This window comes from Kineococcus rugosus (assembly GCF_050871975.1).
In the GTDB taxonomy this organism is placed as follows: domain Bacteria; phylum Actinomycetota; class Actinomycetes; order Actinomycetales; family Kineococcaceae; genus Kineococcus.
Genome location: NZ_JBJLSJ010000014.1, coordinates 93,360 through 116,103 on the forward strand (window position 1 = coordinate 93,360; position 22,744 = coordinate 116,103).

Below are 22,744 nucleotides of genomic sequence, written 5' to 3' on the forward strand. Positions count from 1 at the left end.
GTGGAGCAGTCTGCCGCGGAACCGTCAGAGCTCGCTGCCGGTTTCCGCGCGGGCGGTGTGCGTCAGGCGCACCGAGCAGCTGGTGGAGTCGACGTCGGCCCACTCCCCCGCGACGTCCAGGACGGCGATGCCGGCCGTGCGCAGCTGCGTCACCTCGCCCGTGAGGGCCTCGACCAGCGCGCTGACGCCCGGGTTGTGGGCGACGAGGACGACCGTGGCGTCGGCGGTCTCGGTGTCCAGCCCGCGGACGATGCGCAGCAGGTCCCCGAGGGTGGCCTCGTACAGCCGCTCCTCGTCGACGACGACGGGGGCGACCCCCCAGCCGTCCAGCAGCCGGGCGGTGGTCTCCTCGGTGCGGCGCGAGGGGGAGCTCAGCAGCAGGTCGCACCGGCCGACGTGCCGGCGCAGCCAGCGGCCGGCCTCGACGGCGTCGGCCCGGCCGCGGTCGGCGAGGGGGCGGGCGATGTCCTGCAGTCCGAGCGGCGAATCGGCCTTCGCGTGGCGGACGACGACGAGCGTGGGCACGTTGGCCTAGCCTGCCCCACACCGGGGCCGCCCGGCCAACCGCCCCCTCGCCCGCCGCGCCCGATCGGGTCAGGGCAGCGTGCGCACGGCGCGCGACTGCGCGGCCCGCGCGGCGAGGTCGGCGTCGGCGGGGTAGACGACCTCCTCCAGCGTCAGGCCCTGCGGGCCGACGACGGCCACCGCGGGGTCGCGCCGCGCCCGGTCCTGCACCAGCCGGGGCCAGTCGACGTCGCGCCGCCCGTCCCCCACGGCCAGCACCGCGCCCACCAGCGCCCGCACCATGGAGTGGCAGAAGGCGTCGGCCTGCACGTCGGCCACCAGCAGGCCGTCGCCGGTGCGCGACCACGAGTACGCCAGCAGCGTGCGGACCGTGCTGGCCCCCTCCCGCGGCTTGCAGTAGGCCGCGAACTCGCGCAGCCCGACGAGGCCGCGGGCGGCGAGGTCCATGGCCGCCGCGTCCAGCGGCCGGCGGTGGTGCAGCACGTCGAAGCGGCGCAGCGGCGGGACCCCGGCGGGGTCGTCGCAGACGCGGTAGGCGTAGCGGCGCCGCAGGGCCCCGAAGCGCGCGTCGAAGCCGGCGGGGGCGGGCGCGGCCCGGTGGACCCGCACGTCCGGCGGCAGGACGCCCGCCAGGCGCCGGACGAGGGCCGCCCCCGGCACGGAGCCCGACCGGCCCGGCACGGCCTCCCAGGCGGCCCGCGGGACGTCGACGTGGGCCACCTGGCCGCTGGCGTGCACACCCGCGTCGGTGCGGCCGGCCACCGTGAGCCGGGGGGCGGGGTCCAGCCGCAGCACCCGGCCGAGCGCGGCGGTCAGCTCCCCCTGCACCGTGCGCAGCCCCGGCTGCTCGGCCCAGCCCGCGAAGCGCGTCCCGTCGTAGCCGAGGTCCAGGCGAACGCGAACGAGCCCGCCCTCCCCGGGACCGGGGAGGACGGGCTCGACGCTGGGACGGGAGGCGCTCAGGCCTGGTCCTTCTTCTCGTCCGAGGGGTCGGCCTCGGCGGCGTCGACCTCGGTGCCCTCGTCGGCGGTCGCCGGGGCGTCGCCCTCGGGCAGGGTGTCCGGCTGCGCGACGCTGCCGGCCTCGACCTCGGTGGTCCCCGGGGTCGCCTCGGCCGCGGGGGCCTCCTCGGCCGGCGCGGTCGCGGCGGCGGCCTGCTCGGCCTCGCGGACGACGCCCTGCTTGGCGCTGACCGGCTCCATGACGAGCTGGATCACGGCCATGGGGGCGTTGTCGCCCTTGCGGGGACCGATCTTCACGATGCGCGTGTAGCCACCGTTGCGCTCGGCCATCGCCGGGGCGATCTCGGTGAAGAGGAAGTGCACGACGGACTTGTCGCGCACCGTCTTCATGACCTCGCGGCGGGCCGCCAGGTCACCCTTCTTGGCGAAGGTGATGAGGCGCTCGGCGTGCGGGCGCAGCCGCTTCGCCTTGGCCTCGGTGGTGGTGATGCTGCGGTGTTCGAAGAGCGCAGTCGCCAGGTTGGCGAGGATGAGCTTCTCGTGGGCCGGCCCGCCGCCGAGCCGCGGACCCTTGGTGGGGGTGGGCATTGTTGTGTCTCCTCGGTGTTGCCCCGCGCCTGGTCAGCGCGCGAAGCTGCGGACGGTCAGAGCTGCTCGTCCTCGGCGAACGACTGGTCGTCGTCCTCGAAGTCGTTGACGACGGCGCTCGGGTCGAACCCGGGCGGGGAGTCCTTGAGGTGCAGGCCCATGCCGACCAGCTTGGCCTTGACCTCGTCGATGGACTTCTGCCCGAAGTTGCGGATGTCGAGCAGGTCGGCCTCGCTGCGCGAGACCAGTTCGCCGACGGTGTGGATGCCCTCGCGCTTGAGGCAGTTGTAGGAGCGGACCGTGAGGTCCAGCGCCTCGATCTCGAGCGCCAGGTCGGCCGCCAGCGCGGCGTCGGTCGGCGAGGGACCCATGTCGATGCCCTCGGCCTCGACGTTGAGCTCGCGCGCCAGGCCGAAGAGCTCGACCAGGGTCTTGCCGGCCGAGGCGACGGCGTCGCGGGGGCTGATGGCGTGCTTGGTCTCCACGTCCACGACGAGGCGGTCGAAGTCCGTCCGCTGCTCGACGCGGGTCGCCTCGACCTTGTACGTCACCTTCAGGACCGGGGAGTAGATCGAGTCGACCGGGATGCGGCCGATCTCCTGCTCACCGGACTTGTTCTGCGCCGCCGAGACGTAGCCGCGGCCGCGCTCGACCGTCAGCTCCAGCTCGAGCTTGCCCTTGCCGTTGAGCGTCGCGATGTGCAGGTCGGGGTTGTGGACCTCGACCCCCGCGGGCGGGGCGATGTCGGCCGCGGTGACCGCGCCCGGGCCCTGCTTGCGCAGGTACATCACGACGGGTTCGTCGTGCTCGGAGGAGACGACGAGGTTCTTGACGTTGAGGACGATCTCGGTGACGTCCTCCTTCACCCCCGGCACGGACGTGAACTCGTGCAGCACGCCGTCGATCCGCAGGCTGGTCACCGCCGCGCCCGGGATGGACGACAGCAGGGTCCGGCGCAGCGAGTTGCCGAGGGTGTACCCGAAGCCGGGCTCGAGGGGCTCGATGACGAAGCGCGAGCGGTACTCGTCGACGACGTCCTCGGTGAGGGTGGGGCGCTGTGCGATCAGCACGGAGGTTCCTTCCCGCGGGCGTCCGCCATATGACGCCCCGCACGCCCGTCGGCATCGGTCCACCGACGGGGTCTGGCTCGATCAGAGAACTGGGTTTCCGATCAGGTCGGTCCCGGGACCCGGGGGCCCCGGGACCGCTCCCGAGTCAGACGCGCCGACGCTTGGGCGGACGGCAGCCGTTGTGCGGGCTGGGCGAGACGTCCTGGATCGCGCCGACCTCGAGGCCGGTGGCCTGGAGGGAGCGGATCGCGGTCTCGCGGCCGGAGCCGGGACCCTTGACGAAGACGTCGACCTTGCGCATGCCGTGCTCCTGCGCACGGCGGGCGGCCGCCTCGGCGGCCATCTGCGCGGCGAACGGGGTCGACTTGCGGGACCCCTTGAACCCGACCTGACCGGCCGACGCCCACGCGATGACCGCGCCCGTCGGGTCGGTGATCGAGACGATCGTGTTGTTGAACGTCGACTTGATGTGCGCGTGGCCGTGCGCGACGTTCTTCTTCTCCTTGCGACGCGGCTTGCGCGTCGCCGTGGCCTGACGGCTCTTGGGAGGCATGCTCTCCGGACTCCTGGTGGACTGCGACGAGTGGCTTCGAGGGCGAACCGGTGGGTTCGCGAGGCGGCCCGCAGGCGGACCGCGCACTGCTTACTTGCGACCGGCCTTCTTCTTGCCGGCCACGGTGCGCTTGGGGCCCTTGCGGGTGCGCGCGTTGGTCTTCGTGCGCTGACCGCGGACGGGCAGCCCGCGGCGGTGCCGCAGACCCTGGTAGGTGCCGATCTCGACCTTGCGGCGGATGTCGGCGGCCACCTCGCGGCGGAGGTCACCCTCGACGCGGTAGTTGCCCTCGATGTGGTCGCGGAGCGCGACCAGGTCGTCGTCCGAGAGGTCGCGGACGCGCAGGTCCGGGTTCACACCCGTCGCGGCCAGGGTTTCCTGGGCGCGCGTGCGACCGACGCCGTAGATGTACGTGAGCGCGATCTCCAGCCGCTTCTCGCGGGGGAGGTCGACGCCGACGAGACGTGCCATGCGGGATGGTCCCTCTTCTGTCGCGGAGGTCTGGAGCAGGGCCTGTCCCGCCGTCTCGAGCGGGTCCCCGGCCTCCGACCGGGGGTGTCACCAGCGGTGCTGGCGGGTCCTGCTGTGGGTGCTGCTTCCGTGCTGGAGCAGTGGCGAAGCCGCGGTGCGTGCTGCGTCAGCCCTGGCGCTGCTTGTGGCGCAGGTTGTCGCAGATGATCATGACTCGCCCGTGACGGCGGATCACCTTGCACTTGTCGCAGATCTTCTTGACGCTCGGCTTGACCTTCATCGTGTCTCCGGTCGTGCAGAACCCGCCCCGGTCTCGGGGCGGGCCGGCGGCCAGTGGGTGGTCACTTGTAGCGGTAGACGATGCGCCCGCGGGACAGGTCGTAGGGGCTGAGCTCGACCACGACCCGGTCCTCGGGGAGGATGCGGATGTAGTGCTGACGCATCTTCCCGGAGATGTGGGCGAGCACCTTGTGGCCGTTGCTCAGCTCGACGCGGAACATCGCGTTCGGCAGGGCTTCGATCACGGTGCCTTCGATCTCGATGACGCCGTCCTTCTTCGGCATGTCCTCCGCTTTTCATCAAGTGTCGGTTGAGGCCTGCCCGATCGCCCACCGCCGGAAGACCCGACGGGAGGCATGGCAGACCGATGGTCAAGCTTACGCGACGGCGCGCCGTGGGCGAAATCGGGCGATCATGCCCGCCGGGTGGGTTGCGGCGCAACCGAAGACGCGCCCGCCGCGCCGCGCACCGGGCCTCCCCGACCACCCGGGGGCGGGTGCGGCGCCGGCCGGGCGGCGGGCGGCGACCTACTCGGAGGGGACGCTCACGCCGAACGCGGCGAGCTCGGCGGCTCCCCCGTCCGGGGCCGTGAGCACCCACAGGCCCTCGTCGAGGACGGCCACGGTGTGCTCCCAGTGGGCCGCGCGCGTCCCGTCGGAGGTCACGACGGTCCACTCGTCGGCCAGCACGTCGGTCTCGATCCCGCCGCGGGTGCACATCGGCTCGACGGCCAGCACCAGGCCCGGCTTGACCTTGGGGCCCTTCTCGCGGACGCGGTAGTTCAGCACCTCGGGGGCCATGTGCATGGCCCGGCCGATGCCGTGGCCGGTGTACCCGTCCACGATGCCCAGCCGGCCGTCCACGGCGTCCTCGACGGCCGCGCCGACGTCGCCCACGCGCCCGCGGGCGTCCAGCGCGGCGATGCCGGCCCACAGGGCCCTGCGGGTCACCTCGACGAGCTCGACGTCCCCGGCGTCCCGCGGCTCCCCCACGATCTGCGTGAAAGCCGAGTCGCCGTGCCAGCCGTCGACGACGCAGCCGCCGTCGACCGAGACGACGTCGCCCTCCTCCAGCACCCGGTCCCCCGGGATGCCGTGGACGACGACCTCGTTGACGGAGATGCAGAACGTCTTCGGGTACCCGTGGTAGCCGAGGAAGTTCGACGTGCCGCCCCCCGCGCGGATGACCTCCGCGCCGATGGCGTCCAGCTCGTCCAGCCGCACACCGGGGCGCAGCGCCGCCCGGACGCTCTCCAGGGCCGCGTGGGTCAGCAGCCCGGCCCGGCGCATCGCCCGGACCTGGTCCGGCGTCTTGTACTCGACCCTCTCCCGCCCGAACACGTCAGGCGGGGGGCAGGCCGAGGGCCGTCACGAGGCGCTCGGTGACCGACGAGATCTCCCCCAGGCCGTCCACCGACCGCAGCAGGCCGCGCTCGGAGTAGACCTCCACGAGCGGGGCCGTCTGCTCGGCGTAGACGTGCTGACGGGTGCGGACGACGTCCTCGGTGTCGTCCGAGCGGCCCTGCTCGAGGGCGCGGCGGGTCAGCCGGCGCACCAGCTCCTCGGTGTCGGCCGTGATCTCCAGCACGTGCTCGAGCTTGGCGCCGCTCTCGCGGAGCATGTCGTCCAGCTCGCGGACCTGGTCGACGGTGCGCGGGTAGCCGTCGAGGATGAAGCCGTCGACGGCGTCGGCCTGCTGCAGGCGGTCGCGGACCATCGCGTTGGTCACGGTGTCCGGCACGTACCGCCCGGCGTCGAGGTACTCCTTGACCGTCTTGCCCAGCTCGGTCTCCTCCGCCACGTTGGCGCGGAAGATGTCGCCGGTGGAGATGGCGGGGACACCGAGGCGGGACGACAGGAGCTTGGCCTGGGTGCCCTTGCCCGCACCGGGCGGACCGAGGAGGACGAGACGAGTCATCGCAAGAACCCTTCGTAGTTTCGCTGCTGGAGCTGGGACTCGATCTGCTTCACCGTCTCGAGCCCGACCCCGACGATGATCAGGATCGACGTGCCCCCGAAGGGGAAGTTCGTGTTGGCATTGAAGAGCACGAACGCGATGAGGGGAAGCAGCGAGATGAGCCCCAGGTACAGCGATCCTGGCAGGGTGATGCGGGTGAGGATGTAGTCCAGGTACTCGGCGGTGGGCCGTCCGGCGCGCACGCCGGGGATGAAGCCGCCGTACTTGCGCATGTTCTCGGCGACCTCGTCCGGGTTGAACGTGATCGCGACGTAGAAGTACGCGAAGAAGATGATGAGCAGGAAGTACACGGCCATGTACAGAGGGTGGTCACCCTTGGTGAAGTGGTCCGTGATCCAGGCGACCCAGGCCTCGTTCGGGTCGTTGAACTGGGCCACCAGCGCCGGCAGGTAGAGCAGCGACGAGGCGAAGATCACCGGGATGACGCCCGCCATGTTGACCTTGAGCGGGATGTACGTGGAGGTGCCCCCGTACATGCGCCGGCCGATCATCCGTTTGGCGTACTGCACCGGCACCCGGCGCTGGGACTGCTCGACCGCGACGACGGCCGCCACGACCACCAGACCGACCGCGATGACCCCCGCGAAGGTCAGCCAGCCGCGCTCGCGGCCGATGGCCAGCAGCGACGTGGGGAAGGTCGCGGCGATCTGGGCGAAGATCAGCAGGGACATGCCGTTCCCGACGCCGCGCTCGGTGACGAGCTCCCCCATCCACATGATCAGGCCGGTCCCGGCGGTCATGGTCAGGACCATCAGCAGGATGGTCGGCACGCTCTGGTCGGGCAGGACCTGCGCGTTGCACGAGGTCCCGAACAGCCGCGAGGGCTCCCGCGCGATCGTGACGTAGGTCGTGGACTGGAGGATCGCCAGGCCGATCGTCAGGTACCGCGTGTACTGCGTGAGCTTGCTGGTGCCCTGCTGCCCCTCCTTCTTCAGCTCCTCGAAGCGGGGGATCACGACCGTGAGCAGCTGCACGATGATGCTCGCGGTGATGTACGGCATGATCCCGAGCGCGAAGATGCTGAGCTGGAGCAGCGCGCCGCCGGAGAAGAGGTTCGCCAGGCCGAGCAGGTCGTTCCCGGTCTGGGCCTGGTCGATGCACTGCTGGACGGCGGAGTACGAGACCCCCGGGGCCGGCACGAACGAGCCGAGTCGGACCAGGACGATGATCCCGATCGTGAACAGCAGCTTGCGGCGCAGGTCGGGCGTCCGGAAGGCGCGACCGATTGCGGTGAGCACTACGACCTCCTGCACCGCGCTCCCCTGTCGAGGAGGAGACGGGTTGTCACTGACGGGTCGGACGGTTGGGCCGGACGGAGGGTCCTCGAGCCGAGGCCCACGCCGTCCGGGTAGACCCTACCTCCCTGCAAACGCGCACGCGGCGGTAGCAGGCGATCACTCGCCGCTACCGCCGCGTGGGCAGTGCTGTGCTCGCGTCAGCGAACGGTGGTGGTCCCGCCCGCAGCCGCGATCTTCTCGGCCGCCGAGGCCGAGAACTTGTCGGCCGTCACCTGCAGGGCCACGGTGATCTCACCGGTGCCGAGCACCTTGACGGGCTGGCCCCTGCGGACCGCGCCCTTGGCGACGAGCTCGTCGACACCCACGGTGCCGCCCTCGGGGAAGAGGGTCGCGAGCTTGTCGAGGTTGACGACCTGGAACTCGACGCGGAACGGGTTGGTGAACCCGCGCAGCTTCGGCAGGCGCATGTGCAGGGGCATCTGGCCGCCCTCGAAGGCCTCGGGCACCTGGTAGCGGGCCTTGGAGCCCTTGGTGCCGCGACCGGCGGTCTTGCCCTTGCTGCCCTCACCGCGGCCGACGCGCGTCTTGGCGGTGTTCGAGCCCGGAGCCGGGCGCAGGTGGTGCAGCTTCAGAACGTGTTCGCCCTGGTTCGCCATCAGTCGACCTCCTCAACCTTCACGAGGTGCGCGACGGTGTTGGCCATGCCACGGAACTCGGGCTTGTCGTCCTTGACGACCGACTGCCCGATCTTGTGGAGCCCGAGGCTGCGGAGCGTGTCGCGCTGGTTCTGCTTGCCGCCGATGCCGGACTTGGTCTGCGTGATCTTCAGGCGAGCCATCAGGCGGTCACCCCCGCGGCCTGGGCGCGCAGCAGCGCGACCGGGGCGACGTGCTCGACCGGCAGACCACGACGCGCCGCGACCTGCTCGGGACGCTCCAGGCCGCGCAGGGCCTCGATCGTCGCGTGCACGATGTTGATCGCGTTGTCGCTGCCGAGGGACTTCGACAGGACGTCGTGGATGCCCGCGCACTCGAGGACCGCGCGGACCGGGCCACCGGCGATGACGCCGGTACCCGGGGAGGCCGGGCGCAGCATGACCACGCCGGCCGCCTTCTCACCCTGCACGGGGTGCGGGATGGTGCCCTGGATCTTGGGGACGCGGAAGAAGTTCTTCTTGGCCTCCTCGACGCCCTTGGCGATCGCCGCGGGCACCTCCTTGGCCTTGCCGTAGCCGACACCGACGGTGCCGTCGCCGTCGCCCACGACCACGAGGGCCGTGAAGCTGAAGCGGCGGCCGCCCTTGACGACCTTGGCCACGCGGTTGATGGTCACGACGCGCTCGACGAAGTTGCTGCGGTCGCCCGCGTCACCACGTCCACGGTTGTCGCGGCCGCCGTCGCGGCCGCCGCGGCCGCGGTTGTCACCGCGGTTGTCGCCGCCGCCGCGGTTGTCGCCGCCGCCGGCCGCACCGGCGCCTCGGCGCTGGGGTCCAGGCATCAGACGTTCCTCATCTCATCGACTTCGTAGGTCACAGGGCCAGCCCCGCCTCACGAGCGCCGTCGGCGATCGCCGCGACACGGCCGGCGTAGCGGTTGCCGCCGCGGTCGAAGACCACGGCCTCGACACCGGCAGCCTTGGCGCGTTCGCCGACGAGCACGCCCACGGCCTTCGCCTTGGCGGACTTGTCGTCGCTGCTCGCGCGCAGGTCCGCCTCCATGGTCGAGGCCGACGCCAGGGTGTGACCCGCGGCGTCGTCGATGACCTGGACGAACACGTGGCGCGTGGACCGCGTGACCACGAGACGAGGACGCACAGCGGTGCCGACGACCTTCTTGCGCACGCGGGTGTGACGACGCTTGCGCGCCGGCGCAGTGCCCTTCTGGGTCTTCTGGGTGGAGAGTCCCATGGTCACTTACCAGCCTTTCCGACCTTGCGGCGGATCTGCTCGCCGGCGTAGCGCACGCCCTTGCCCTTGTACGGGTCGGGCTTGCGGAGCTTGCGGATGTTCGCGGCGACCTCGCCGACCTGCTGCTTGTCGATCCCCGCCACGGAGAACCGGGTGTTGTTCTCCACCGCGAAGGTGATGCCCGCCGGCGCCTTGACGACGACCGGGTGGCTGAAGCCGAGCGCGAACTCGAGGTCGGAGCCCTTCGCCGTGACGCGGTACCCCGTGCCGACGATCTCGAGCTTCTTCTCGTAGCCCTTGGTCACACCCTCGACCATGTTCGAGATCAGGGTGCGGGTCAGGCCGTGCAGCGAGCGCGAGGTGCGCTCGTCGTCGGGACGGGTCACCTGGAGGGTGCCGTCCTCGGAGCGCTCCACCGCGATGGGCGAAGCGACGGTGTGGTTCAGCTCGCCCTTGGGGCCCTTGACCGTGACGGCTGCGCCGTCGATGGTCACGTCCACACCCGAGGGGACGGTGATCGGGAGTCGGCCGATGCGCGACATGAGTTCTCCTCCCTCACCAGACGTAGGCGAGGACTTCCCCACCCACGCCCTTCTTGTTGGCCTGCTTGTCGGTCAGGAGGCCGGAGGACGTGGACAGGATCGCCACGCCCAGGCCGCCCAGCACGCGGGGCAGGTTCGTCGACTTCGCGTAGACCCGCAGACCCGGCTTGCTCACGCGGCGCAGGCCGGCGATCGCACGCTCACGGTTGGGGCCGAACTTCAGGTTCAGCGTCAGCTTCTTGCCCACCTCGGCGTCCTCGACCGTCCAGGAGGCGATGTAGCCCTCGGCCTGGAGGATCTCGGCGATGTGCGACTTGAGCTTGCTGTACGGCATCTGCACCACGTCGTGGTACGCCGAGTTGGCGTTCCGCAGTCGCGTCAACATGTCCGCGATGGGGTCGGTCATCGTCATCGGGCTCGTCCGCCCTTCCTCGCCGCGGTTTCCGCACCACGTTCGGTGGCGCGGACCTTCGGCGTCTCAGTGATCAGGGTCGTGAAGGAAGAAGAGGTCACCAGCTGGACTTGGTCACACCGGGCAGCTCGCCGGCGTGAGCCATCTCGCGCACGCAGATGCGGCACAGGCCGAACTTGCGGTACACGGCGTGCGGGCGACCGCAACGCTGGCAGCGGGTGTAGGCGCGCACCTTGAACTTGGGCTTGCGCGCGGCCTTGTGGATCAGTGCGGTCTTCGCCACGGTCAGTTCTCCTTGAACGGGAAGCCCAGAGCACGCAGCAGCGCACGGCCTTCGTCGTCGGTCTTCGCCGTCGTCACGACCGTGATGTCCATCCCGCGGACGCGGTCGATCTTGTCCTGGTCGATCTCGTGGAACATCGACTGCTCGTTGAGACCGAAGGTGTAGTTGCCGTTGCCGTCGAACTGCTTCGGCGACAGACCGCGGAAGTCGCGGATGCGCGGGAGCGCGAGCGACAGCAGACGGTCCAGGAACTCCCACATGCGGTCCCCACGCAGGGTGGTGTGGCAACCGATCGGCATGCCCTCGCGCAGCTTGAACTGCGCGATGGACTTGCGGGCCTTGGTGATCTGCGGCTTCTGGCCGGTGATGGCCGTCAGGTCGCGGACCGCGCCGTCGATCAGCTTGGAGTCACGAGCAGCCTCGCCGACACCCATGTTCACGACGACCTTGACCAGGCCGGGGATCTGCATGACGTTCGGGTAGGAGAACTGCGTGTGCAGCTGACCCTTGATCTCTTCGCGGTAGCGCTGCTTCAGACGAGGCAGGGCGGGCGCTTCAGTGGTGGTGGTCATCAGATGTCCTTGCCGGAACGCTTGGCGACGCGGATGCGGTTGGTCTTGGTGCGACCGTCGCGCTCGACCTTCTCCTCGCGGATGCCGACGCGGGTCGGCTTCTTGGTCTCCGGGTCGACGAGCTGCACGTTGCTGATGTGGATCGGGGCCTCGCGCTCGACGATGCCGCCCTCCACACCGGGACGGGCCTTGGTGTGCCGCTTGATGCGGTTCACGCCCTCGACCAGGACCCGCTGGGTCTCGGCGTTGACCTCGAGGACCTTGCCCTGCTTGCCGAGGTCGGACGTCTTGGTGCCGTCCTCGTTCTTGCGCCCGCGCACGCGGGTGATGACCTGGACCAGGTCACCCTTCTTGATGCGCAACTTCCCCATGGTCAGAGCACCTCCGGAGCCAGCGAGATGATCCGCATGAACTTCTTCTCGCGCAGTTCACGGCCGACGGGCCCGAAGATGCGGGTACCGCGCGGGTCGCCGTCTGCGCGGAGGATCACCGCGGCGTTCTCGTCGAAGCGGATGTAGGAACCGTCGGCGCGCCGACGCTCCTTCTTGGTGCGGACGATGACGGCCTTGACCACATCGCCCTTCTTGACGTTCCCACCGGGGATGGCGTCCTTGACCGTGGCCACGATCACGTCACCGATGCCGGCGTAGCGGCGGCCGGAGCCACCGAGCACGCGGATGCACAAGATCTCCTTGGCACCCGTGTTGTCGGCGACCTTGAGCCGCGACTCCTGCTGGATCACTCTCTACTCCTTCGTCGCGCCGGTTCTCGACCACCCGCGAGGGGGCGAGCCTGGCCGAACGGACATGGAATCTGGGGGTGGGCCGCACCTGTGGCCCACCCTCGGTCGAACGCGCCCGAGAGCGCGCGCGTCACTTCGCGCGTTCGAGGACCTCGACGACGCGCCAACGCTTGGTCGCAGACAGCGGCCGGGTCTCGGCGATGAGGACGAGGTCGCCCACGTTCGCCGTCTCCACCTCGTCGTGCGCCTTGACCTTGGTCGTGCGGCGGATGACCTTGGCGTAGAGCGGGTGCTTCACGCGGTCCTCGACCTCGACGACGACGGTCTTCTGCATCTTGTCGCTGACGACGTAACCGCGACGCGTCTTGCGGTAGCCGCGCTCGGTCGTGGTCGCAGCGGTGTCCTGCTCGCTCACTTCGCAGCCTCCTTCGTGATCGGCGCCTCGGTGATGCCGAGCTCGCGCTCGCGCATCGTCGTGTAGATGCGGGCGATGTCCCGCTTGACCGCCTTCAGCCGGGAGTTGTTCTCCAGCTGGCCGGTGGCGGACTGGAAGCGCAAGTTGAACAGCTCTTCCTTCGCCTTCTTCAGCTCCTCGACAAGCTTCGTGTCGTCGAACTCGCGGAGCTCGTCAGCGCTCAGGCCCTTGGTCCCGATCGCCATCATTCACCACCCTCACGACGCACGATCTTGCACTTGACCGGGAGCTTGTGGATCGCACGGGTCAGAGCCTCGTGCGCCACCTTCTCGGTCGGGAACGACAGCTCGAACATCACGCGACCGGGCTTGATGTTCGCGATCCACCACTCCGGCGAACCCTTGCCGGAACCCATGCGGGTCTCGGCCGGCTTCTTCGTCAGCGGACGGTCCGGGTAGATGTTGATCCAGACCTTGCCGCCACGACGGATGTGGCGGGTGATGGCGATACGAGCGGACTCGATCTGGCGGTTGGTGACGTAGCCGCCCTCCACCGCCTGGATCCCGTACTCACCGAAGGTGACCCGGGTGCCGCCGGAGGCAGCGCCACGCCGCGTGGGGTGGTGCTGCTTGCGGTGCTTGACTCGCCGCGGGATCAGCACGACTCAGGCCTCCGTTCCGTTGGAACCCTTGCCGGTGACCGGCTGCGCAGCAGCGGTACCGGTCGGAGCAGCGCCGGGAGCCGCGGCCTCGGCCACGGGTGCGCTCTCCTGCGTCGGACGACGACGGCCGCGGCCCTCGCCGCGGTCGGGACGCTCACCACGACGCGGGGCGCGCGGAGCGGCGGCCTGCGACTGGGCGAGCTCACGGCTGGTGACGTCGCCGTGGTAGATCCACACCTTCACGCCGATGCGGCCGAAGGTGGTGCGGGCCTCGTAGAAGCCGTAGTCGATGTTCGCGCGCAGCGTGTGCAGCGGAACGCGACCCTCGCGGTAGAACTCCGAGCGCGACATCTCCGCACCGCCGAGGCGGCCGGCGCACGCGACGCGGATGCCCTTGGCGCCCGAGCGCATCGTCGTCTGCATCCCCTTGCGCATGGCGCGGCGGAAGGAGACGCGGCTCGCGAGCTGCTCGGCGATGCCCTGGGCGACCAGCTGGGCGTCGGTCTCGGGGCTCTTGACCTCGAGGATGTTCAGCTGGACCTGCTTGCCCGTGAGCTTCTCGAGCTCACCGCGGATGCGGTCGGCCTCCGCGCCGCGACGGCCGATGACGATGCCCGGCCGGGCGGTGTGGATGTCGACGCGCACGCGGTCGCGGGTGCGCTCGATCTCGACCTTCGAGATGCCCGCGCGCTCCATGCCCTTGGACATGAGGCGGCGGATCGCGACGTCCTCCTTGACGTAGTCGGCGTAGCGCTGACCGGTCTTGGTGGAGTCGGCGAACCACCGGCTGCGGTGGTCGGTGGTGATGCCCAGTCGGAACCCGAACGGGTTGACCTTCTGTCCCATCAGCGGGTCCTCCTCGTCTTCTTGGCGCCGGCGACGGCGGGGGCCACGACCACGGTGATGTGGCTGGTGCGCTTCAGGATGCGTCCGGCGCGGCCCTGGGCCCGCGGACGGAAACGCTTCATGGTCGGACCCTCGTCGACGTGGATCGCCTTCACGACGTACTCGTTCGGGTCGAACGCCTCAGAGTGCTTGTCCGCGAGGAACTTCGCATTCGCGATGGCGCTCTCGACGAGCTTGCGCACCGGCTCGGCCGCCGCCTGCGGGGCGAACGACAGCACGGCGACGGCTTCGGTGGCCTGCTTGCCCCGGACGAGGTCGACGACTCGGCGCGCCTTCTGGGGCGTGACGCGGAGGTGCCGCGTCTGCGCCTTGGCTTCCATCCCTGTCCTGCTTCCTGGTTTCGGTCTCGAAAGGTGGTGCCGCTGGAGCCGGTGGCTCAGCGACGACGACCCTTGCGGTCGTCCTTCTCGTGGCCCTTGAACGTCCGCGTGGCAGCGAACTCGCCGAGCTTGTGCCCCACCATCGACTCGGTGACGAAGACGGGGACGTGCTTGCGGCCGTCGTGCACCGCGAACGTGTGACCCAGGAAGTCCGGGGTGATGACCGAACGGCGGGACCACGTCTTGATGACGTTGTGCGTTCCGGCCTCGTTCTGCGCGTCCACCTTCTTCTGGAGGTGGTCGTCGACGAACGGGCCCTTCTTCAAGCTGCGAGGCATGGCCTTAGCTCCCTATCAGCGCTTCTTGCCGGTGCGGCGGCGACGGACGATGAGCTTGTCGCTCTCCTTGCCCGGACGCCGCGTACGGCCTTCAGGCTTGCCCCAGGGGCTGACGGGGTGACGACCACCGGACGTCTTCCCCTCACCACCACCGTGCGGGTGGTCGATCGGGTTCATGGCGACACCGCGGACGGTCGGGCGCTTGCCCTTCCAGCGCATGCGGCCGGCCTTGCCCCAGTTGATGTTGGACTGCTCGGCGTTGCCGACCTCGCCGATGGTGGCGCGGCAGCGGACGTCGACGTTCCGGATCTCGCCGGACGGCATGCGCAGCTGGGCGAAACGGCCCTCGCGGGCGACGAGCTGGACGCTCGCGCCGGCGGAGCGGGCGATCTTCGCGCCGCCACCGGGACGGATCTCGATGGCGTGGATGACCGTACCCACGGGGATGTTGCGCAGCGGCAGGTTGTTGCCGGGCTTGATGTCGGCCTCGGGGCCGTTCTCGATCCGGTCACCCTGCTTCAGCTTCGCGGGGGCGATGATGTAGCGCTTCTCGCCGTCCACGTAGTGCAGCAGCGCGATGCGCGCGGTGCGGTTGGGGTCGTACTCGATGTGAGCGACCTTGGCCGCGACGCCGTCCTTGTCGTGACGACGGAAGTCGATCACGCGGTAGGCGCGCTTGTGCCCACCACCGATGTGGCGGGTGGTGATCCGACCGGACGAGTTGCGGCCACCGGTCTTGGACAGCGGGCGGACGAGCGACTTCTCCGGCTCGCTCCGCGTGATCTCGACGAAGTCGGCGACGGACGAGCCACGGCGGCCCGGCGTCGTCGGCTTGTACTTGCGGATTCCCATTGCAGCGTTTCCTCGGGTTCGAAGGTGTCTACGGCAGTCGTGCGAGCCCTACCGGGCTCAGGCGACCGAGCCGCCGAAGATGTCGATCGTGCCCTCGCGCAACGTCACGATGGCCCGCTTGGTGTCCTTGCGCTTACCAGTACCGAACTTGGTGCGCCGGCTCTTGCCCTGACGGTTCGCGGTGTTGACCGCGGAGACCTTGACGCCGAAGACCTTCTCGACCGCGATCTTGATCTCGGTCTTGTTGGCCCGCGGGTCCACCAGGAACGTGTACTTGCCCTCGTCGATGAGCCCGTAGCTCTTCTCGGAGACGACCGGCGCGAGCAGGATGTCGCGCGGGTCCTTCTGGGTGCCGCCGATCGCGCTCACAGGGTGCTCCCTTCGGATTCCGCCGCCACCGCGGTCGCGCTGCGACCCTTCGGCGGACCGGCGACGAAGGAGTCGAGGGCCGCGCGGGTGAAGACGACGTCGTCGCTCTTCAGGACGTCGTAGGTGTTCAGCTGGTCAGCCGGCAGCACGTGCACGTTCTCGAGGTTGCGCAGGGACTTCTGCGACACCTCGTCGTCGCGGGTCAGGACGACCAGCACGTTCTTGCGGCCGGACAGGGTCGCGATGAGCGTCCGCGCCGTCTTGGTGGAGGGGGCCTCGCCGACGGCGAGCCCCTCGACGACGTGCAGACGGTCGTGACGCACCCGGTCGGAGAGCGCACCGCGCAGGGCGGCGGCGATCATCTTCTTGGGGGTGCGCTGCGAGTAGTCGCGCGGCTTGGGGCCGTGGACGATGCCACCACCGGTGAACTGCGGGGCGCGCAGCGAACCCTGGCGGGCGCGGCCGGTGCCCTTCTGCTTGTACGGCTTCTTGCCGCCACCGCGGACCTCACCACGACGCTTGGTCGAGTGGGTGCCCTGGCGGGCCGCCGCGAGCTGGGCGGTCACCACCTGGTGGATCAGCGCGATGTTCGCCTGGCGGGCGAAGTCCTTCGCCGGCAGCTCGACGGTGCCGTTGGTGCCGCCGTCGGCGGTCCGCAGCGGGACGGTGATGGGCTCAGCGGTCTGAGTCGTCTCGGTCATCTCAGGCCTCCTTCACGCGCGCCTTGGACGCGCTCTTGACGAGCACGAGGCCGCCGCGGGGACCGGGGATGGCGCCCGTGATGAGCAGCAGCCCCTTCTCCGCGTCGATCGCCTGCACGGTCAGGTTCTGGGTGGTCTGGCGAGCCGCACCCATGCGACCGGCCATCCGCATGCCCTTGAACACGCGACCCGGGGTGGCGCAGCCACCGATCGACCCGGGCTTGCGGTGGTTGCGGTGCGCACCGTGGGAGGCGCCGACGCCGGCGAAGCCGTGACGCTTCATGACACCGGCGAAGCCCTTGCCCTTGGTGGTGCCGACGACGTCGACGGTCGTGCCGGTCTCGAAGACCTCGGCGGTGACCTCCTGGCCGAGCTCGTACGAGCCGGCGTCCGTCGTGCGCAGCTCCACGAGGTGACGACGCGGAGCGACGCCCGCCTTCTCGAAGTGCCCGGTGGCAGGCTTGTTCGCCTTGCGCTGCGCGATGGCCTCGGTGGCCAGCTGGACGGCTTCGTAGCCGTCGGTGGTAGTGGTGCGGATCTGGGTGACGACGTTCGGCTCGACCTTGACGACCGTGACCGGGACGACGCGGTTGTCCGCGTCCCACAGCTGGGTCATGCCGAGCTTGGTGCCGAGCACACCTCGCACTTGCCTGTCGCTCATCGTGTGCAGTCCCTCAGAGCTTGATCTCGATGTCGACACCGGCCGGGAGGTCGAGACGCATGAGCGAGTCGACGGTCTTCGGCGTCGGGTCGATGATGTCGATGAGACGCTTGTGCGTCCGCATCTCGAAGTGCTCGCGGCTGTCCTTGTACTTGTGCGGCGAGCGGATGACGCAGTAGACGTTCTTCTCGGTCGGCAGCGGCACGGGCCCTGCGACCGACGCGCCCGTGCGGGTCACCGTGTCGACGATCTTGCGCGCCGAGCTGTCGATGACCTCGTGGTCGTAGGCCTTGAGCCTGATGCGGATCTTCTGTCCCGCCATGGCGTCGTCTGACTCTCTCTCTTCGTACCGCTACTGACTCGCGCGCGGCGCGGAGCCCCGTCGTGTGTGGTGCTCCGACCCCCGAGGTCGGGCGTGTCGCGCTCTCGCACGAACTGCACCCTCGCCCGGTTGCCCGGTGTGGTCCTGTCGTCCTGTTCAGGTTGCCCTGGAGGTCCAGGTGAACCGTCCGCCGCCCGTACGAGACGTTCGACGTTCGCGGCTGCCGGCCGGAGGTCTGCCCGGTCCCCGGATCGGATGGGATCTTGATCCAGGCGCGGGTCAGCGGCACAGCAACCCCGATAGTCTGCCAGACGAACGGGCTCCTTGGCGAATCGAGCAGCGGTGCCTGGGTGGTGGACGGCTCGCCCACGACGAAGGGGCGGGTCCTGGAGGACCCGCCCCTTCGCCCCGGCGAGCGATCCGCTGCGGGAGGCGACTCCCGCAGCGGCTCAGCTCACTTGATGATCTTCGTGACCCGACCGGCGCCGACGGTGCGGCCACCCTCACGGATCGCGAACTTCAGGCCCTCTTCCATCGCGATGGGCTGGATGAGGTCGACCTTCATCTCGGTGTTGTCACCGGGCATGACCATCTCGGTGCCCTCGGGCAGCGAGACGACGCCGGTGACGTCGGTCGTCCGGAAGTAGAACTGCGGACGGTAGTTGTTGTAGAAGGGCGTGTGACGGCCACCCTCGTCCTTGGACAGGATGTAGGCCTGGCCCTCGAACTCGGTGTGCGGGGTGATCGAGTTCGGCTTGGTCACGACCTGGCCGCGCTCGACGTCGTCACGCTTGAGACCACGCAGCAGCAGGGCGGCGTTGTCGCCGGCCTGGCCGGTGTCCAGCATCTTGTTGAACATCTCGATGCTGGTGACGGTGGTCTTCGAGGAGGTCGGCTTGATGCCGACGATCTCGACCTCCTGGTTGACGTTCAGGACACCGCGCTCGATGCGGCCGGTCACGACGGTGCCGCGGCCGGTGATCGTGAAGACGTCCTCGATCGGCATCAGGAACGGCTGGTCGACGGCGCGCTCGGGCTCGGGGATCGCGGTGTCGACCGCGTCCATGAGCTCCATGAGCTTGTCGCCCCACTCGGCGTCGCCCTCGAGGGCCTTCAGCGCCGAGACGCGGACCACGGGGACGTCGTCGCCCGGGAACTCGTAGGACGAGAGGAGCTCACGCACCTCCATCTCGACGAGCTCGAGGAGCTCCTCGTCCTCGACCATGTCGGCCTTGTTCAGCGCGACGACGATGTAGGGGACGCCGACCTGGCGGGCCAGGATGACGTGCTCCTTCGTCTGCGGCATCGGGCCGTCGGTGGCCGCGACCACGAGGATGGCGCCGTCCATCTGCGCCGCACCCGTGATCATGTTCTTGATGTAGTCCGCGTGGCCCGGGCAGTCGACGTGGGCGTAGTGACGCGCCTCGGTCTGGTACTCGACGTGCGCGATCGAGATGGTGATCCCGCGCTGACGCTCTTCGGGGGCCTTGTCGATCTGGTCGAACGCCGAAGCCTTGTTCAGCTCCGGGAACTTGTCGTGCAGCACGCGGGTGATCGCCGCGGTCAGCGTCGTCTTCCCGTGGTCGATGTGACCGATCGTGCCGATGTTGACGTGCGGCTTGGTCCGCTCGAACTTCGCCTTCGCCACTGGGGGTCCTCCTCGGACTGTCGTTTCTTCCCGACCCGGTTCAACGGGTGGGTGGGTGACCTGGCTGGTCACTGGCCCACGCGGTGTGGTCCAGGGTCCTGCTGTGGGGGAACGGTCCTCGCGGACCGCTCCCCCGGGTCGTCAGGAGAGGGTCACTCCCCGCGGACCTTCTTGACGATCTCGTCCGCCACGTTCCGCGGAACCTCCGCGTAGCTGGAGAACTGCATCGAGTAGACCGCGCGGCCCTGCGTCTTGGAGCGCAGGTCCCCGACGTAGCCGAACATCTCCGACAGCGGGACGGCGGCCTTGACGAGCTTGGCCCCGCTGACGTCCTCCATGGACTCGATCTGCCCGCGGCGAGCGTTCAGGTCGCCGATGACTTCACCCATGTAGTCGGCCGGCGTGCGCACCTCGACGGCCATGACCGGCTCGAGCAGCACGGGCTGCGCCTTGCGGACCGCCTCGCGCAGGACCATCTTGCCGGCGATCTTGAAGGCCATCTCGGAGGAGTCGACGTCGTGCGCCGCACCGTCGATGAGGGAGGCCTTGATGCCGACGAGCGGGTAGCCCGCGACGACACCCTCCTGCATGGCCTCCTGGATGCCGTTGTCCACGGAGGGGATGTACTCGCGCGGGACACGGCCGCCGGTGACGGCGTTGACGAACTCGTAGAACGTGCCGTCCGCGGTGTCCAGGGGCTCGATGGAGACCTGGACCTTCGCGTACTGGCCCGAACCACCGGTCTGCTTCTTGTGCACGTAGTCCTCCTTGAGGACTGCGCGACGGATGGTCTCGCGGTAGGCGACCTGCGGCTTGCCGACGTTCGCCTCGACCTTGTACTCGCGGCGCATGCGGTCGACGAGGATGTCGAGGTGGAGCTCGCCCATCCCCTTGATGATCGTCTGGCCGGTCTCCTGGTCGAGCTCGACCTGGAAGGTCGGGTCCTCTTCCGCGAGGCGCTGGATAGCCGTGCCGAGCTTCTCCTGGTCGCCCTTCGTCTTCGGCTCGATGGCGACCGAGATGACGGGCTCGGGGAAGGTCATCGACTCGAGGACGACCTGCTGCGCCGGGTCGGACAGGGTGTCCCCCGTCGTCGTCTCCTTGAGGCCGATCATCGCGTAGATGTGGCCCGCGCGAGCCTCCTCGACCGGGTTCTCCTTGTTGGAGTGCATCTGGAAGAGCTTCCCGATGCGCTCCTTCTTGCCCTTGGTCGAGTTCACGACCTGCGAGCCGGCGGAGACGACGCCCGAGTAGACGCGGACGTAGGTCAGCTTCCCGAAGAAGGGGTGCGCCGCGACCTTGAACGCCAGGGCCGAGAACGGCTCCTCGGCGTCGGGCTTGCGGATGATCTCGACGGACTCGTCGCCGACCTTGTGACCGATCATCGGCTTCACGTCGAGCGGCGAGGGCAGGTAGTCGAGCACCGCGTCGAGCATGGGCTGGACGCCCTTGTTCTTGAACGCGGAGCCGCAGAAGATCGGGTAGACCTCGCTGGCGATCGTCAGCTGGCGGACGGCCTTCTTGATCTCCTCGGGGGTGATCTCCTCACCACCCAGGTACTTCTCGAGCAGGGCCTCGTCGGTCTCGGCGACGCGCTCGAGGAGCTTGGTGCGGTACTCCTCGGCCTTCTCGACGAGGTCCGCCGGGATGTCTTCCTTCTCGTACGCCTCGCCCTTGGCCGTGTCCCCGCGCCAGGTGAGGGCGCGCATGTAGACCAGGTCGATGACGCCGACGAAGTCGCTCTCCGCGCCGATCGGCAGCTGCATCACCAGCGGTTCCGCACCGAGGCGGTCGATGATGGTGCCGACGGTGAAGTAGAAGTCGGCGCCCAGCTTGTCCATCTTGTTGACGAAGCAGATGCGCGGGACGTCGTACTTGTCCGCCTGCCGCCACACCGTCTCGGACTGGGGCTCGACACCCTCCTTGCCGTCGAAGACGGCGACCGCACCGTCGAGGACGCGCAGGGAGCGCTCGACCTCGACCGTGAAGTCGACGTGGCCGGGCGTGTCGATGATGTTGATCTGGGATCCCTCCCAGAAACAGGTGGTCGCAGCGGAGGTGATGGTGATCCCCCGCTCCTGCTCCTGCTCCATCCAGTCCATCGTGGCCGCGCCGTCGTGGACTTCGCCGATCTTGTAGTTGATCCCCGTGTAGAAGAGGATCCGCTCCGTCGTCGTCGTCTTGCCGGCGTCGATGTGAGCCATGATGCCGATGTTGCGGACCTTGGTCAGGTCCGTCAGCACGTCCTGTGCCACGGTTTACTGCCTCTTCCCTGGGATCGAGGGTGTGGAACGGCGAGCGGAGCCCACCGCCGGGGTCACCAGCGGTAGTGCGCGAAGGCCCGGTTCGACTCGGCCATCTTGTGGGTGTCCTCGCGGCGCTTGACCGCGGCACCGAGACCGTTCGAGGCGTCGAGGATCTCGTTGAGCAGACGCTCGGTCATGGTCTTCTCGCGGCGCTGCCGGGCGTAGCCGACGAGCCAGCGCAGGGCCAGCGTCGTGGAACGGCTCGGGCGCACCTCGATGGGGACCTGGTAGGTCGACCCACCGACGCGACGGGACTTGACCTCGATGGCGGGCTTGACGTTGTCCAGCGCACGCTTCAGCACGACGACGGGGTCGCCACCGGTCTTGTCGCGGGCACCCTCCAGGGCGCCGTAGACGATCGACTCGGCGACGGACTTCTTGCCGTCGAGGAGGATCTTGTTGACGAGCTGCGTCACCAGCGGGGACTGGTAGACCGGGTCCACCACGAGGGGACGCTTGGGTGCGGGGCCCTTGCGCGGCATGTCAGCTCTTCTCCTTCTTCGCGCCGTAGCGGCTGCGCGCCTGCTTGCGGTTCTTGACGCCCTGGGTGTCGAGCGAGCCGCGGACGATCTTGTAGCGGACGCCCGGGAGGTCCTTCACGCGGCCACCGCGGACGAGGACCATCGAGTGTTCCTGGAGGTTGTGACCCACACCGGGGATGTAGGCGGTGACCTCGATACCGCTGGTCAGCTTCACGCGGGCGACCTTGCGCAGCGCCGAGTTCGGCTTCTTCGGCGTCGTGGTGTACACGCGCGTGCACACGCCACGGCGCTGCGGGCTGCCCTTGAGGGCGGGCGTCTTGGTCTTGACGACCTTGTCCTCCCGGCCCTTGCGGACCAGCTGCTGGATGGTGGGCACCCTGTCTCCGTCTGTCTCGATCTTGTGTGTCGGCTGTCCTGGGAACGCGCCACCCTGATGGGCCGGCGCTCGACCCCCGCCGACCCACGAGGTCGGGCGTGTCGTTCGGTCGAGGTCCCGCAGGGATGACGTCCGTCACCTGGTTGCGGGCGCGCTCGTGTCAAGCGGACACGAGACTACCCGCCGCGCTGTTGAGTGGTCAAAACGAGCCCGTCGCGCTGGTCGCGGGCCCGCGGAGGGGCCGTCCCGCTCCCCCGGGGGAGCGGG

Annotated in this window: 36 protein-coding genes; all 36 read right to left on the reverse strand. The window is 69.4% G+C overall.

What is annotated here, in order from left to right:
* Positions 1–24: 24 nt before the first annotated feature.
* The gene (locus ACRYM6_RS10180; protein ID WP_432542763.1) at positions 25–525 is read right to left on the reverse strand and encodes a SixA phosphatase family protein; all 501 of its coding nucleotides are present in this window, start codon (positions 523–525) and stop codon (positions 25–27) included.
* Between the two features lie 69 nt (positions 526–594).
* Positions 595–1,488: a tRNA pseudouridine synthase A gene (locus tag ACRYM6_RS10185; RefSeq protein WP_432542784.1), complete on the reverse strand. Its 894-nt coding sequence runs from the start codon at positions 1,486–1,488 to the stop codon at positions 595–597.
* Entirely contained in the window at positions 1,485–2,075 is a 591-nt protein-coding gene (gene rplQ / locus ACRYM6_RS10190; RefSeq protein WP_432542765.1) for a 50S ribosomal protein L17, read from the reverse strand. The genes ACRYM6_RS10185 and rplQ overlap by 4 nt, the downstream gene beginning before the upstream one ends.
* 56 nt (positions 2,076–2,131) lie before the next feature.
* On the reverse strand, positions 2,132–3,145 hold the full coding sequence (locus tag ACRYM6_RS10195) for a DNA-directed RNA polymerase subunit alpha (RefSeq protein WP_367636854.1): 1,014 nt from the start codon (positions 3,143–3,145) through the stop codon (positions 2,132–2,134).
* Positions 3,146–3,290: 145 nt separating this feature from the next.
* Positions 3,291–3,698: a 30S ribosomal protein S11 gene (gene rpsK, locus ACRYM6_RS10200; RefSeq protein ID WP_432509958.1), complete on the reverse strand. Its 408-nt coding sequence runs from the start codon at positions 3,696–3,698 to the stop codon at positions 3,291–3,293.
* A 90-nt stretch (positions 3,699–3,788) separates the two neighbouring features.
* Complete coding sequence (gene rpsM, locus ACRYM6_RS10205; protein WP_432542766.1) at positions 3,789–4,169, reverse strand: 30S ribosomal protein S13; 381 nt, start codon at positions 4,167–4,169, stop codon at positions 3,789–3,791.
* 166 nt (positions 4,170–4,335) lie between these two features.
* Positions 4,336–4,449, reverse strand: coding sequence for a 50S ribosomal protein L36 (gene rpmJ / locus ACRYM6_RS10210; protein ID WP_106209588.1), 114 nt, complete (start codon positions 4,447–4,449; stop codon positions 4,336–4,338).
* A gap of 61 nt (positions 4,450–4,510) precedes the next feature.
* Entirely contained in the window at positions 4,511–4,732 is a 222-nt protein-coding gene (infA, locus tag ACRYM6_RS10215; RefSeq protein WP_012084955.1) for a translation initiation factor IF-1, read from the reverse strand.
* A gap of 243 nt (positions 4,733–4,975) precedes the next feature.
* Complete coding sequence (gene map, locus ACRYM6_RS10220; protein ID WP_432542767.1) at positions 4,976–5,788, reverse strand: type I methionyl aminopeptidase; 813 nt, start codon at positions 5,786–5,788, stop codon at positions 4,976–4,978.
* 1 nt (position 5,789) lies between these two features.
* On the reverse strand, positions 5,790–6,365 hold the full coding sequence (locus ACRYM6_RS10225) for an adenylate kinase (RefSeq protein ID WP_432542769.1): 576 nt from the start codon (positions 6,363–6,365) through the stop codon (positions 5,790–5,792).
* Entirely contained in the window at positions 6,362–7,663 is a 1,302-nt protein-coding gene (secY, locus tag ACRYM6_RS10230) for a preprotein translocase subunit SecY (protein WP_432542770.1), read from the reverse strand. Before secY ends, ACRYM6_RS10225 begins: the two co-directional genes overlap by 4 nt.
* A 197-nt stretch (positions 7,664–7,860) precedes the next feature.
* Positions 7,861–8,319: a 50S ribosomal protein L15 gene (gene rplO / locus ACRYM6_RS10235; protein WP_432542771.1), complete on the reverse strand. Its 459-nt coding sequence runs from the start codon at positions 8,317–8,319 to the stop codon at positions 7,861–7,863.
* Positions 8,319–8,501 carry a 50S ribosomal protein L30 gene (rpmD, locus tag ACRYM6_RS10240; protein WP_432542772.1) on the reverse strand — a complete coding sequence of 61 codons (183 nt, stop codon included), beginning with the start codon at positions 8,499–8,501 and terminating at the stop codon, positions 8,319–8,321. Before rpmD ends, rplO begins: the two co-directional genes overlap by 1 nt.
* A complete protein-coding gene (gene rpsE, locus ACRYM6_RS10245; protein ID WP_432542773.1) occupies positions 8,501–9,160 on the reverse strand; it encodes a 30S ribosomal protein S5 in 660 nt (219 codons plus the stop codon). The genes rpmD and rpsE overlap by 1 nt, the downstream gene beginning before the upstream one ends.
* 31 nt (positions 9,161–9,191) lie before the next feature.
* The gene (rplR, locus tag ACRYM6_RS10250; protein ID WP_432542785.1) at positions 9,192–9,569 is read right to left on the reverse strand and encodes a 50S ribosomal protein L18; all 378 of its coding nucleotides are present in this window, start codon (positions 9,567–9,569) and stop codon (positions 9,192–9,194) included.
* A gap of 2 nt (positions 9,570–9,571) precedes the next feature.
* Positions 9,572–10,111: a 50S ribosomal protein L6 gene (gene rplF / locus ACRYM6_RS10255; protein WP_432542774.1), complete on the reverse strand. Its 540-nt coding sequence runs from the start codon at positions 10,109–10,111 to the stop codon at positions 9,572–9,574.
* A 13-nt stretch (positions 10,112–10,124) separates the two neighbouring features.
* Complete coding sequence (rpsH, locus tag ACRYM6_RS10260) at positions 10,125–10,523, reverse strand: 30S ribosomal protein S8 (protein WP_432515155.1); 399 nt, start codon at positions 10,521–10,523, stop codon at positions 10,125–10,127.
* Positions 10,524–10,620: 97 nt separating this feature from the next.
* Positions 10,621–10,806, reverse strand: a complete 186-nt coding sequence (locus ACRYM6_RS10265; protein WP_432542775.1) for a type Z 30S ribosomal protein S14 — start codon at positions 10,804–10,806, stop codon at positions 10,621–10,623.
* A 2-nt stretch (positions 10,807–10,808) separates the two neighbouring features.
* On the reverse strand, positions 10,809–11,378 hold the full coding sequence (rplE, locus tag ACRYM6_RS10270) for a 50S ribosomal protein L5 (protein WP_432515158.1): 570 nt from the start codon (positions 11,376–11,378) through the stop codon (positions 10,809–10,811).
* Positions 11,378–11,749 carry a 50S ribosomal protein L24 gene (rplX, locus tag ACRYM6_RS10275; RefSeq protein ID WP_432515159.1) on the reverse strand — a complete coding sequence of 124 codons (372 nt, stop codon included), beginning with the start codon at positions 11,747–11,749 and terminating at the stop codon, positions 11,378–11,380. Before rplX ends, rplE begins: the two co-directional genes overlap by 1 nt.
* A gap of 2 nt (positions 11,750–11,751) precedes the next feature.
* Complete coding sequence (gene rplN, locus ACRYM6_RS10280; RefSeq protein ID WP_012084971.1) at positions 11,752–12,120, reverse strand: 50S ribosomal protein L14; 369 nt, start codon at positions 12,118–12,120, stop codon at positions 11,752–11,754.
* Positions 12,121–12,250: 130 nt separating this feature from the next.
* The gene (rpsQ, locus tag ACRYM6_RS10285) at positions 12,251–12,535 is read right to left on the reverse strand and encodes a 30S ribosomal protein S17 (protein ID WP_432515160.1); all 285 of its coding nucleotides are present in this window, start codon (positions 12,533–12,535) and stop codon (positions 12,251–12,253) included.
* Complete coding sequence (gene rpmC, locus ACRYM6_RS10290; protein WP_432515171.1) at positions 12,532–12,780, reverse strand: 50S ribosomal protein L29; 249 nt, start codon at positions 12,778–12,780, stop codon at positions 12,532–12,534. The genes rpsQ and rpmC overlap by 4 nt, the downstream gene beginning before the upstream one ends.
* The gene (gene rplP, locus ACRYM6_RS10295; RefSeq protein ID WP_179750729.1) at positions 12,780–13,196 is read right to left on the reverse strand and encodes a 50S ribosomal protein L16; all 417 of its coding nucleotides are present in this window, start codon (positions 13,194–13,196) and stop codon (positions 12,780–12,782) included. Before rplP ends, rpmC begins: the two co-directional genes overlap by 1 nt.
* A 3-nt stretch (positions 13,197–13,199) precedes the next feature.
* The gene (gene rpsC / locus ACRYM6_RS10300) at positions 13,200–14,042 is read right to left on the reverse strand and encodes a 30S ribosomal protein S3 (protein ID WP_432542776.1); all 843 of its coding nucleotides are present in this window, start codon (positions 14,040–14,042) and stop codon (positions 13,200–13,202) included.
* On the reverse strand, positions 14,042–14,422 hold the full coding sequence (gene rplV / locus ACRYM6_RS10305; RefSeq protein WP_366172914.1) for a 50S ribosomal protein L22: 381 nt from the start codon (positions 14,420–14,422) through the stop codon (positions 14,042–14,044). Before rplV ends, rpsC begins: the two co-directional genes overlap by 1 nt.
* Before the next feature lie 56 nt (positions 14,423–14,478).
* Entirely contained in the window at positions 14,479–14,760 is a 282-nt protein-coding gene (gene rpsS, locus ACRYM6_RS10310; RefSeq protein WP_432515162.1) for a 30S ribosomal protein S19, read from the reverse strand.
* Between the two features lie 15 nt (positions 14,761–14,775).
* Complete coding sequence (rplB, locus tag ACRYM6_RS10315) at positions 14,776–15,612, reverse strand: 50S ribosomal protein L2 (protein ID WP_432515163.1); 837 nt, start codon at positions 15,610–15,612, stop codon at positions 14,776–14,778.
* 57 nt (positions 15,613–15,669) lie between these two features.
* On the reverse strand, positions 15,670–15,972 hold the full coding sequence (rplW, locus tag ACRYM6_RS10320) for a 50S ribosomal protein L23 (protein WP_179756392.1): 303 nt from the start codon (positions 15,970–15,972) through the stop codon (positions 15,670–15,672).
* A 5-nt stretch (positions 15,973–15,977) separates the two neighbouring features.
* Complete coding sequence (gene rplD, locus ACRYM6_RS10325; protein ID WP_432542777.1) at positions 15,978–16,682, reverse strand: 50S ribosomal protein L4; 705 nt, start codon at positions 16,680–16,682, stop codon at positions 15,978–15,980.
* Between the two features lies 1 nt (position 16,683).
* On the reverse strand, positions 16,684–17,343 hold the full coding sequence (gene rplC / locus ACRYM6_RS10330) for a 50S ribosomal protein L3 (protein ID WP_432542778.1): 660 nt from the start codon (positions 17,341–17,343) through the stop codon (positions 16,684–16,686).
* Positions 17,344–17,356: 13 nt separating this feature from the next.
* Positions 17,357–17,665 carry a 30S ribosomal protein S10 gene (gene rpsJ / locus ACRYM6_RS10335; protein ID WP_012084982.1) on the reverse strand — a complete coding sequence of 103 codons (309 nt, stop codon included), beginning with the start codon at positions 17,663–17,665 and terminating at the stop codon, positions 17,357–17,359.
* A 454-nt stretch (positions 17,666–18,119) separates the two neighbouring features.
* Positions 18,120–19,313: an elongation factor Tu gene (tuf, locus tag ACRYM6_RS10340; RefSeq protein WP_432515166.1), complete on the reverse strand. Its 1,194-nt coding sequence runs from the start codon at positions 19,311–19,313 to the stop codon at positions 18,120–18,122.
* A 152-nt stretch (positions 19,314–19,465) separates the two neighbouring features.
* Positions 19,466–21,568 carry an elongation factor G gene (gene fusA / locus ACRYM6_RS10345; RefSeq protein WP_432542779.1) on the reverse strand — a complete coding sequence of 701 codons (2,103 nt, stop codon included), beginning with the start codon at positions 21,566–21,568 and terminating at the stop codon, positions 19,466–19,468.
* Positions 21,569–21,630: 62 nt separating this feature from the next.
* A complete protein-coding gene (gene rpsG, locus ACRYM6_RS10350; protein WP_106209636.1) occupies positions 21,631–22,101 on the reverse strand; it encodes a 30S ribosomal protein S7 in 471 nt (156 codons plus the stop codon).
* Between the two features lies 1 nt (position 22,102).
* The gene (rpsL, locus tag ACRYM6_RS10355; protein ID WP_012084987.1) at positions 22,103–22,477 is read right to left on the reverse strand and encodes a 30S ribosomal protein S12; all 375 of its coding nucleotides are present in this window, start codon (positions 22,475–22,477) and stop codon (positions 22,103–22,105) included.
* Between the last annotated feature and the right edge of the window lie 267 nt (positions 22,478–22,744).

Excerpts from the sequence above, each read along its gene's own strand:
- rpmD (WP_432542772.1), bottom strand. The coding sequence starts at position 8,501 with ATGGCTCGCCTGAAGATCACGCAGACCAAGTCCGGCATCGGCGGCAAG.
- rpsH (WP_432515155.1), bottom strand. The coding sequence starts at position 10,523 with ATGACGATGACCGACCCCATCGCGGACATGTTGACGCGACTGCGGAAC.
- rplB (WP_432515163.1), bottom strand. The coding sequence starts at position 15,612 with ATGGGAATCCGCAAGTACAAGCCGACGACGCCGGGCCGCCGTGGCTCG.
- rpsM (WP_432542766.1), bottom strand. The coding sequence starts at position 4,169 with ATGGCACGTCTCGTCGGCGTCGACCTCCCCCGCGAGAAGCGGCTGGAG.
- rpsG (WP_106209636.1), bottom strand. The coding sequence starts at position 22,101 with ATGCCGCGCAAGGGCCCCGCACCCAAGCGTCCCCTCGTGGTGGACCCG.
- rplV (WP_366172914.1), bottom strand. The coding sequence starts at position 14,422 with ATGGAAGCCAAGGCGCAGACGCGGCACCTCCGCGTCACGCCCCAGAAG.
- rpmJ (WP_106209588.1), bottom strand. The coding sequence starts at position 4,449 with ATGAAGGTCAAGCCGAGCGTCAAGAAGATCTGCGACAAGTGCAAGGTG.
- rplQ (WP_432542765.1), bottom strand. The coding sequence starts at position 2,075 with ATGCCCACCCCCACCAAGGGTCCGCGGCTCGGCGGCGGGCCGGCCCAC.
- rplX (WP_432515159.1), bottom strand. The coding sequence starts at position 11,749 with ATGGGGAAGTTGCGCATCAAGAAGGGTGACCTGGTCCAGGTCATCACC.
- rplE (WP_432515158.1), bottom strand. The coding sequence starts at position 11,378 with ATGACCACCACCACTGAAGCGCCCGCCCTGCCTCGTCTGAAGCAGCGC.
- ACRYM6_RS10225 (WP_432542769.1), bottom strand. The coding sequence starts at position 6,365 with ATGACTCGTCTCGTCCTCCTCGGTCCGCCCGGTGCGGGCAAGGGCACC.
- rpsE (WP_432542773.1), bottom strand. The coding sequence starts at position 9,160 with ATGCCTGGACCCCAGCGCCGAGGCGCCGGTGCGGCCGGCGGCGGCGAC.
- rplR (WP_432542785.1), bottom strand. The coding sequence starts at position 9,569 with ATGGGACTCTCCACCCAGAAGACCCAGAAGGGCACTGCGCCGGCGCGC.
- rpsS (WP_432515162.1), bottom strand. The coding sequence starts at position 14,760 with ATGCCTCGCAGCTTGAAGAAGGGCCCGTTCGTCGACGACCACCTCCAG.
- rpmC (WP_432515171.1), bottom strand. The coding sequence starts at position 12,780 with ATGGCGATCGGGACCAAGGGCCTGAGCGCTGACGAGCTCCGCGAGTTC.
- rplD (WP_432542777.1), bottom strand. The coding sequence starts at position 16,682 with ATGACCGAGACGACTCAGACCGCTGAGCCCATCACCGTCCCGCTGCGG.
- rpsC (WP_432542776.1), bottom strand. The coding sequence starts at position 14,042 with ATGGGACAGAAGGTCAACCCGTTCGGGTTCCGACTGGGCATCACCACC.
- rplC (WP_432542778.1), bottom strand. The coding sequence starts at position 17,343 with ATGAGCGACAGGCAAGTGCGAGGTGTGCTCGGCACCAAGCTCGGCATG.
- infA (WP_012084955.1), bottom strand. The coding sequence starts at position 4,732 with ATGCCGAAGAAGGACGGCGTCATCGAGATCGAAGGCACCGTGATCGAA.
- rplO (WP_432542771.1), bottom strand. The coding sequence starts at position 8,319 with ATGGCGAACCAGGGCGAACACGTTCTGAAGCTGCACCACCTGCGCCCG.
- rpsK (WP_432509958.1), bottom strand. The coding sequence starts at position 3,698 with ATGCCTCCCAAGAGCCGTCAGGCCACGGCGACGCGCAAGCCGCGTCGC.
- rpsJ (WP_012084982.1), bottom strand. The coding sequence starts at position 17,665 with ATGGCGGGACAGAAGATCCGCATCAGGCTCAAGGCCTACGACCACGAG.
- rplF (WP_432542774.1), bottom strand. The coding sequence starts at position 10,111 with ATGTCGCGCATCGGCCGACTCCCGATCACCGTCCCCTCGGGTGTGGAC.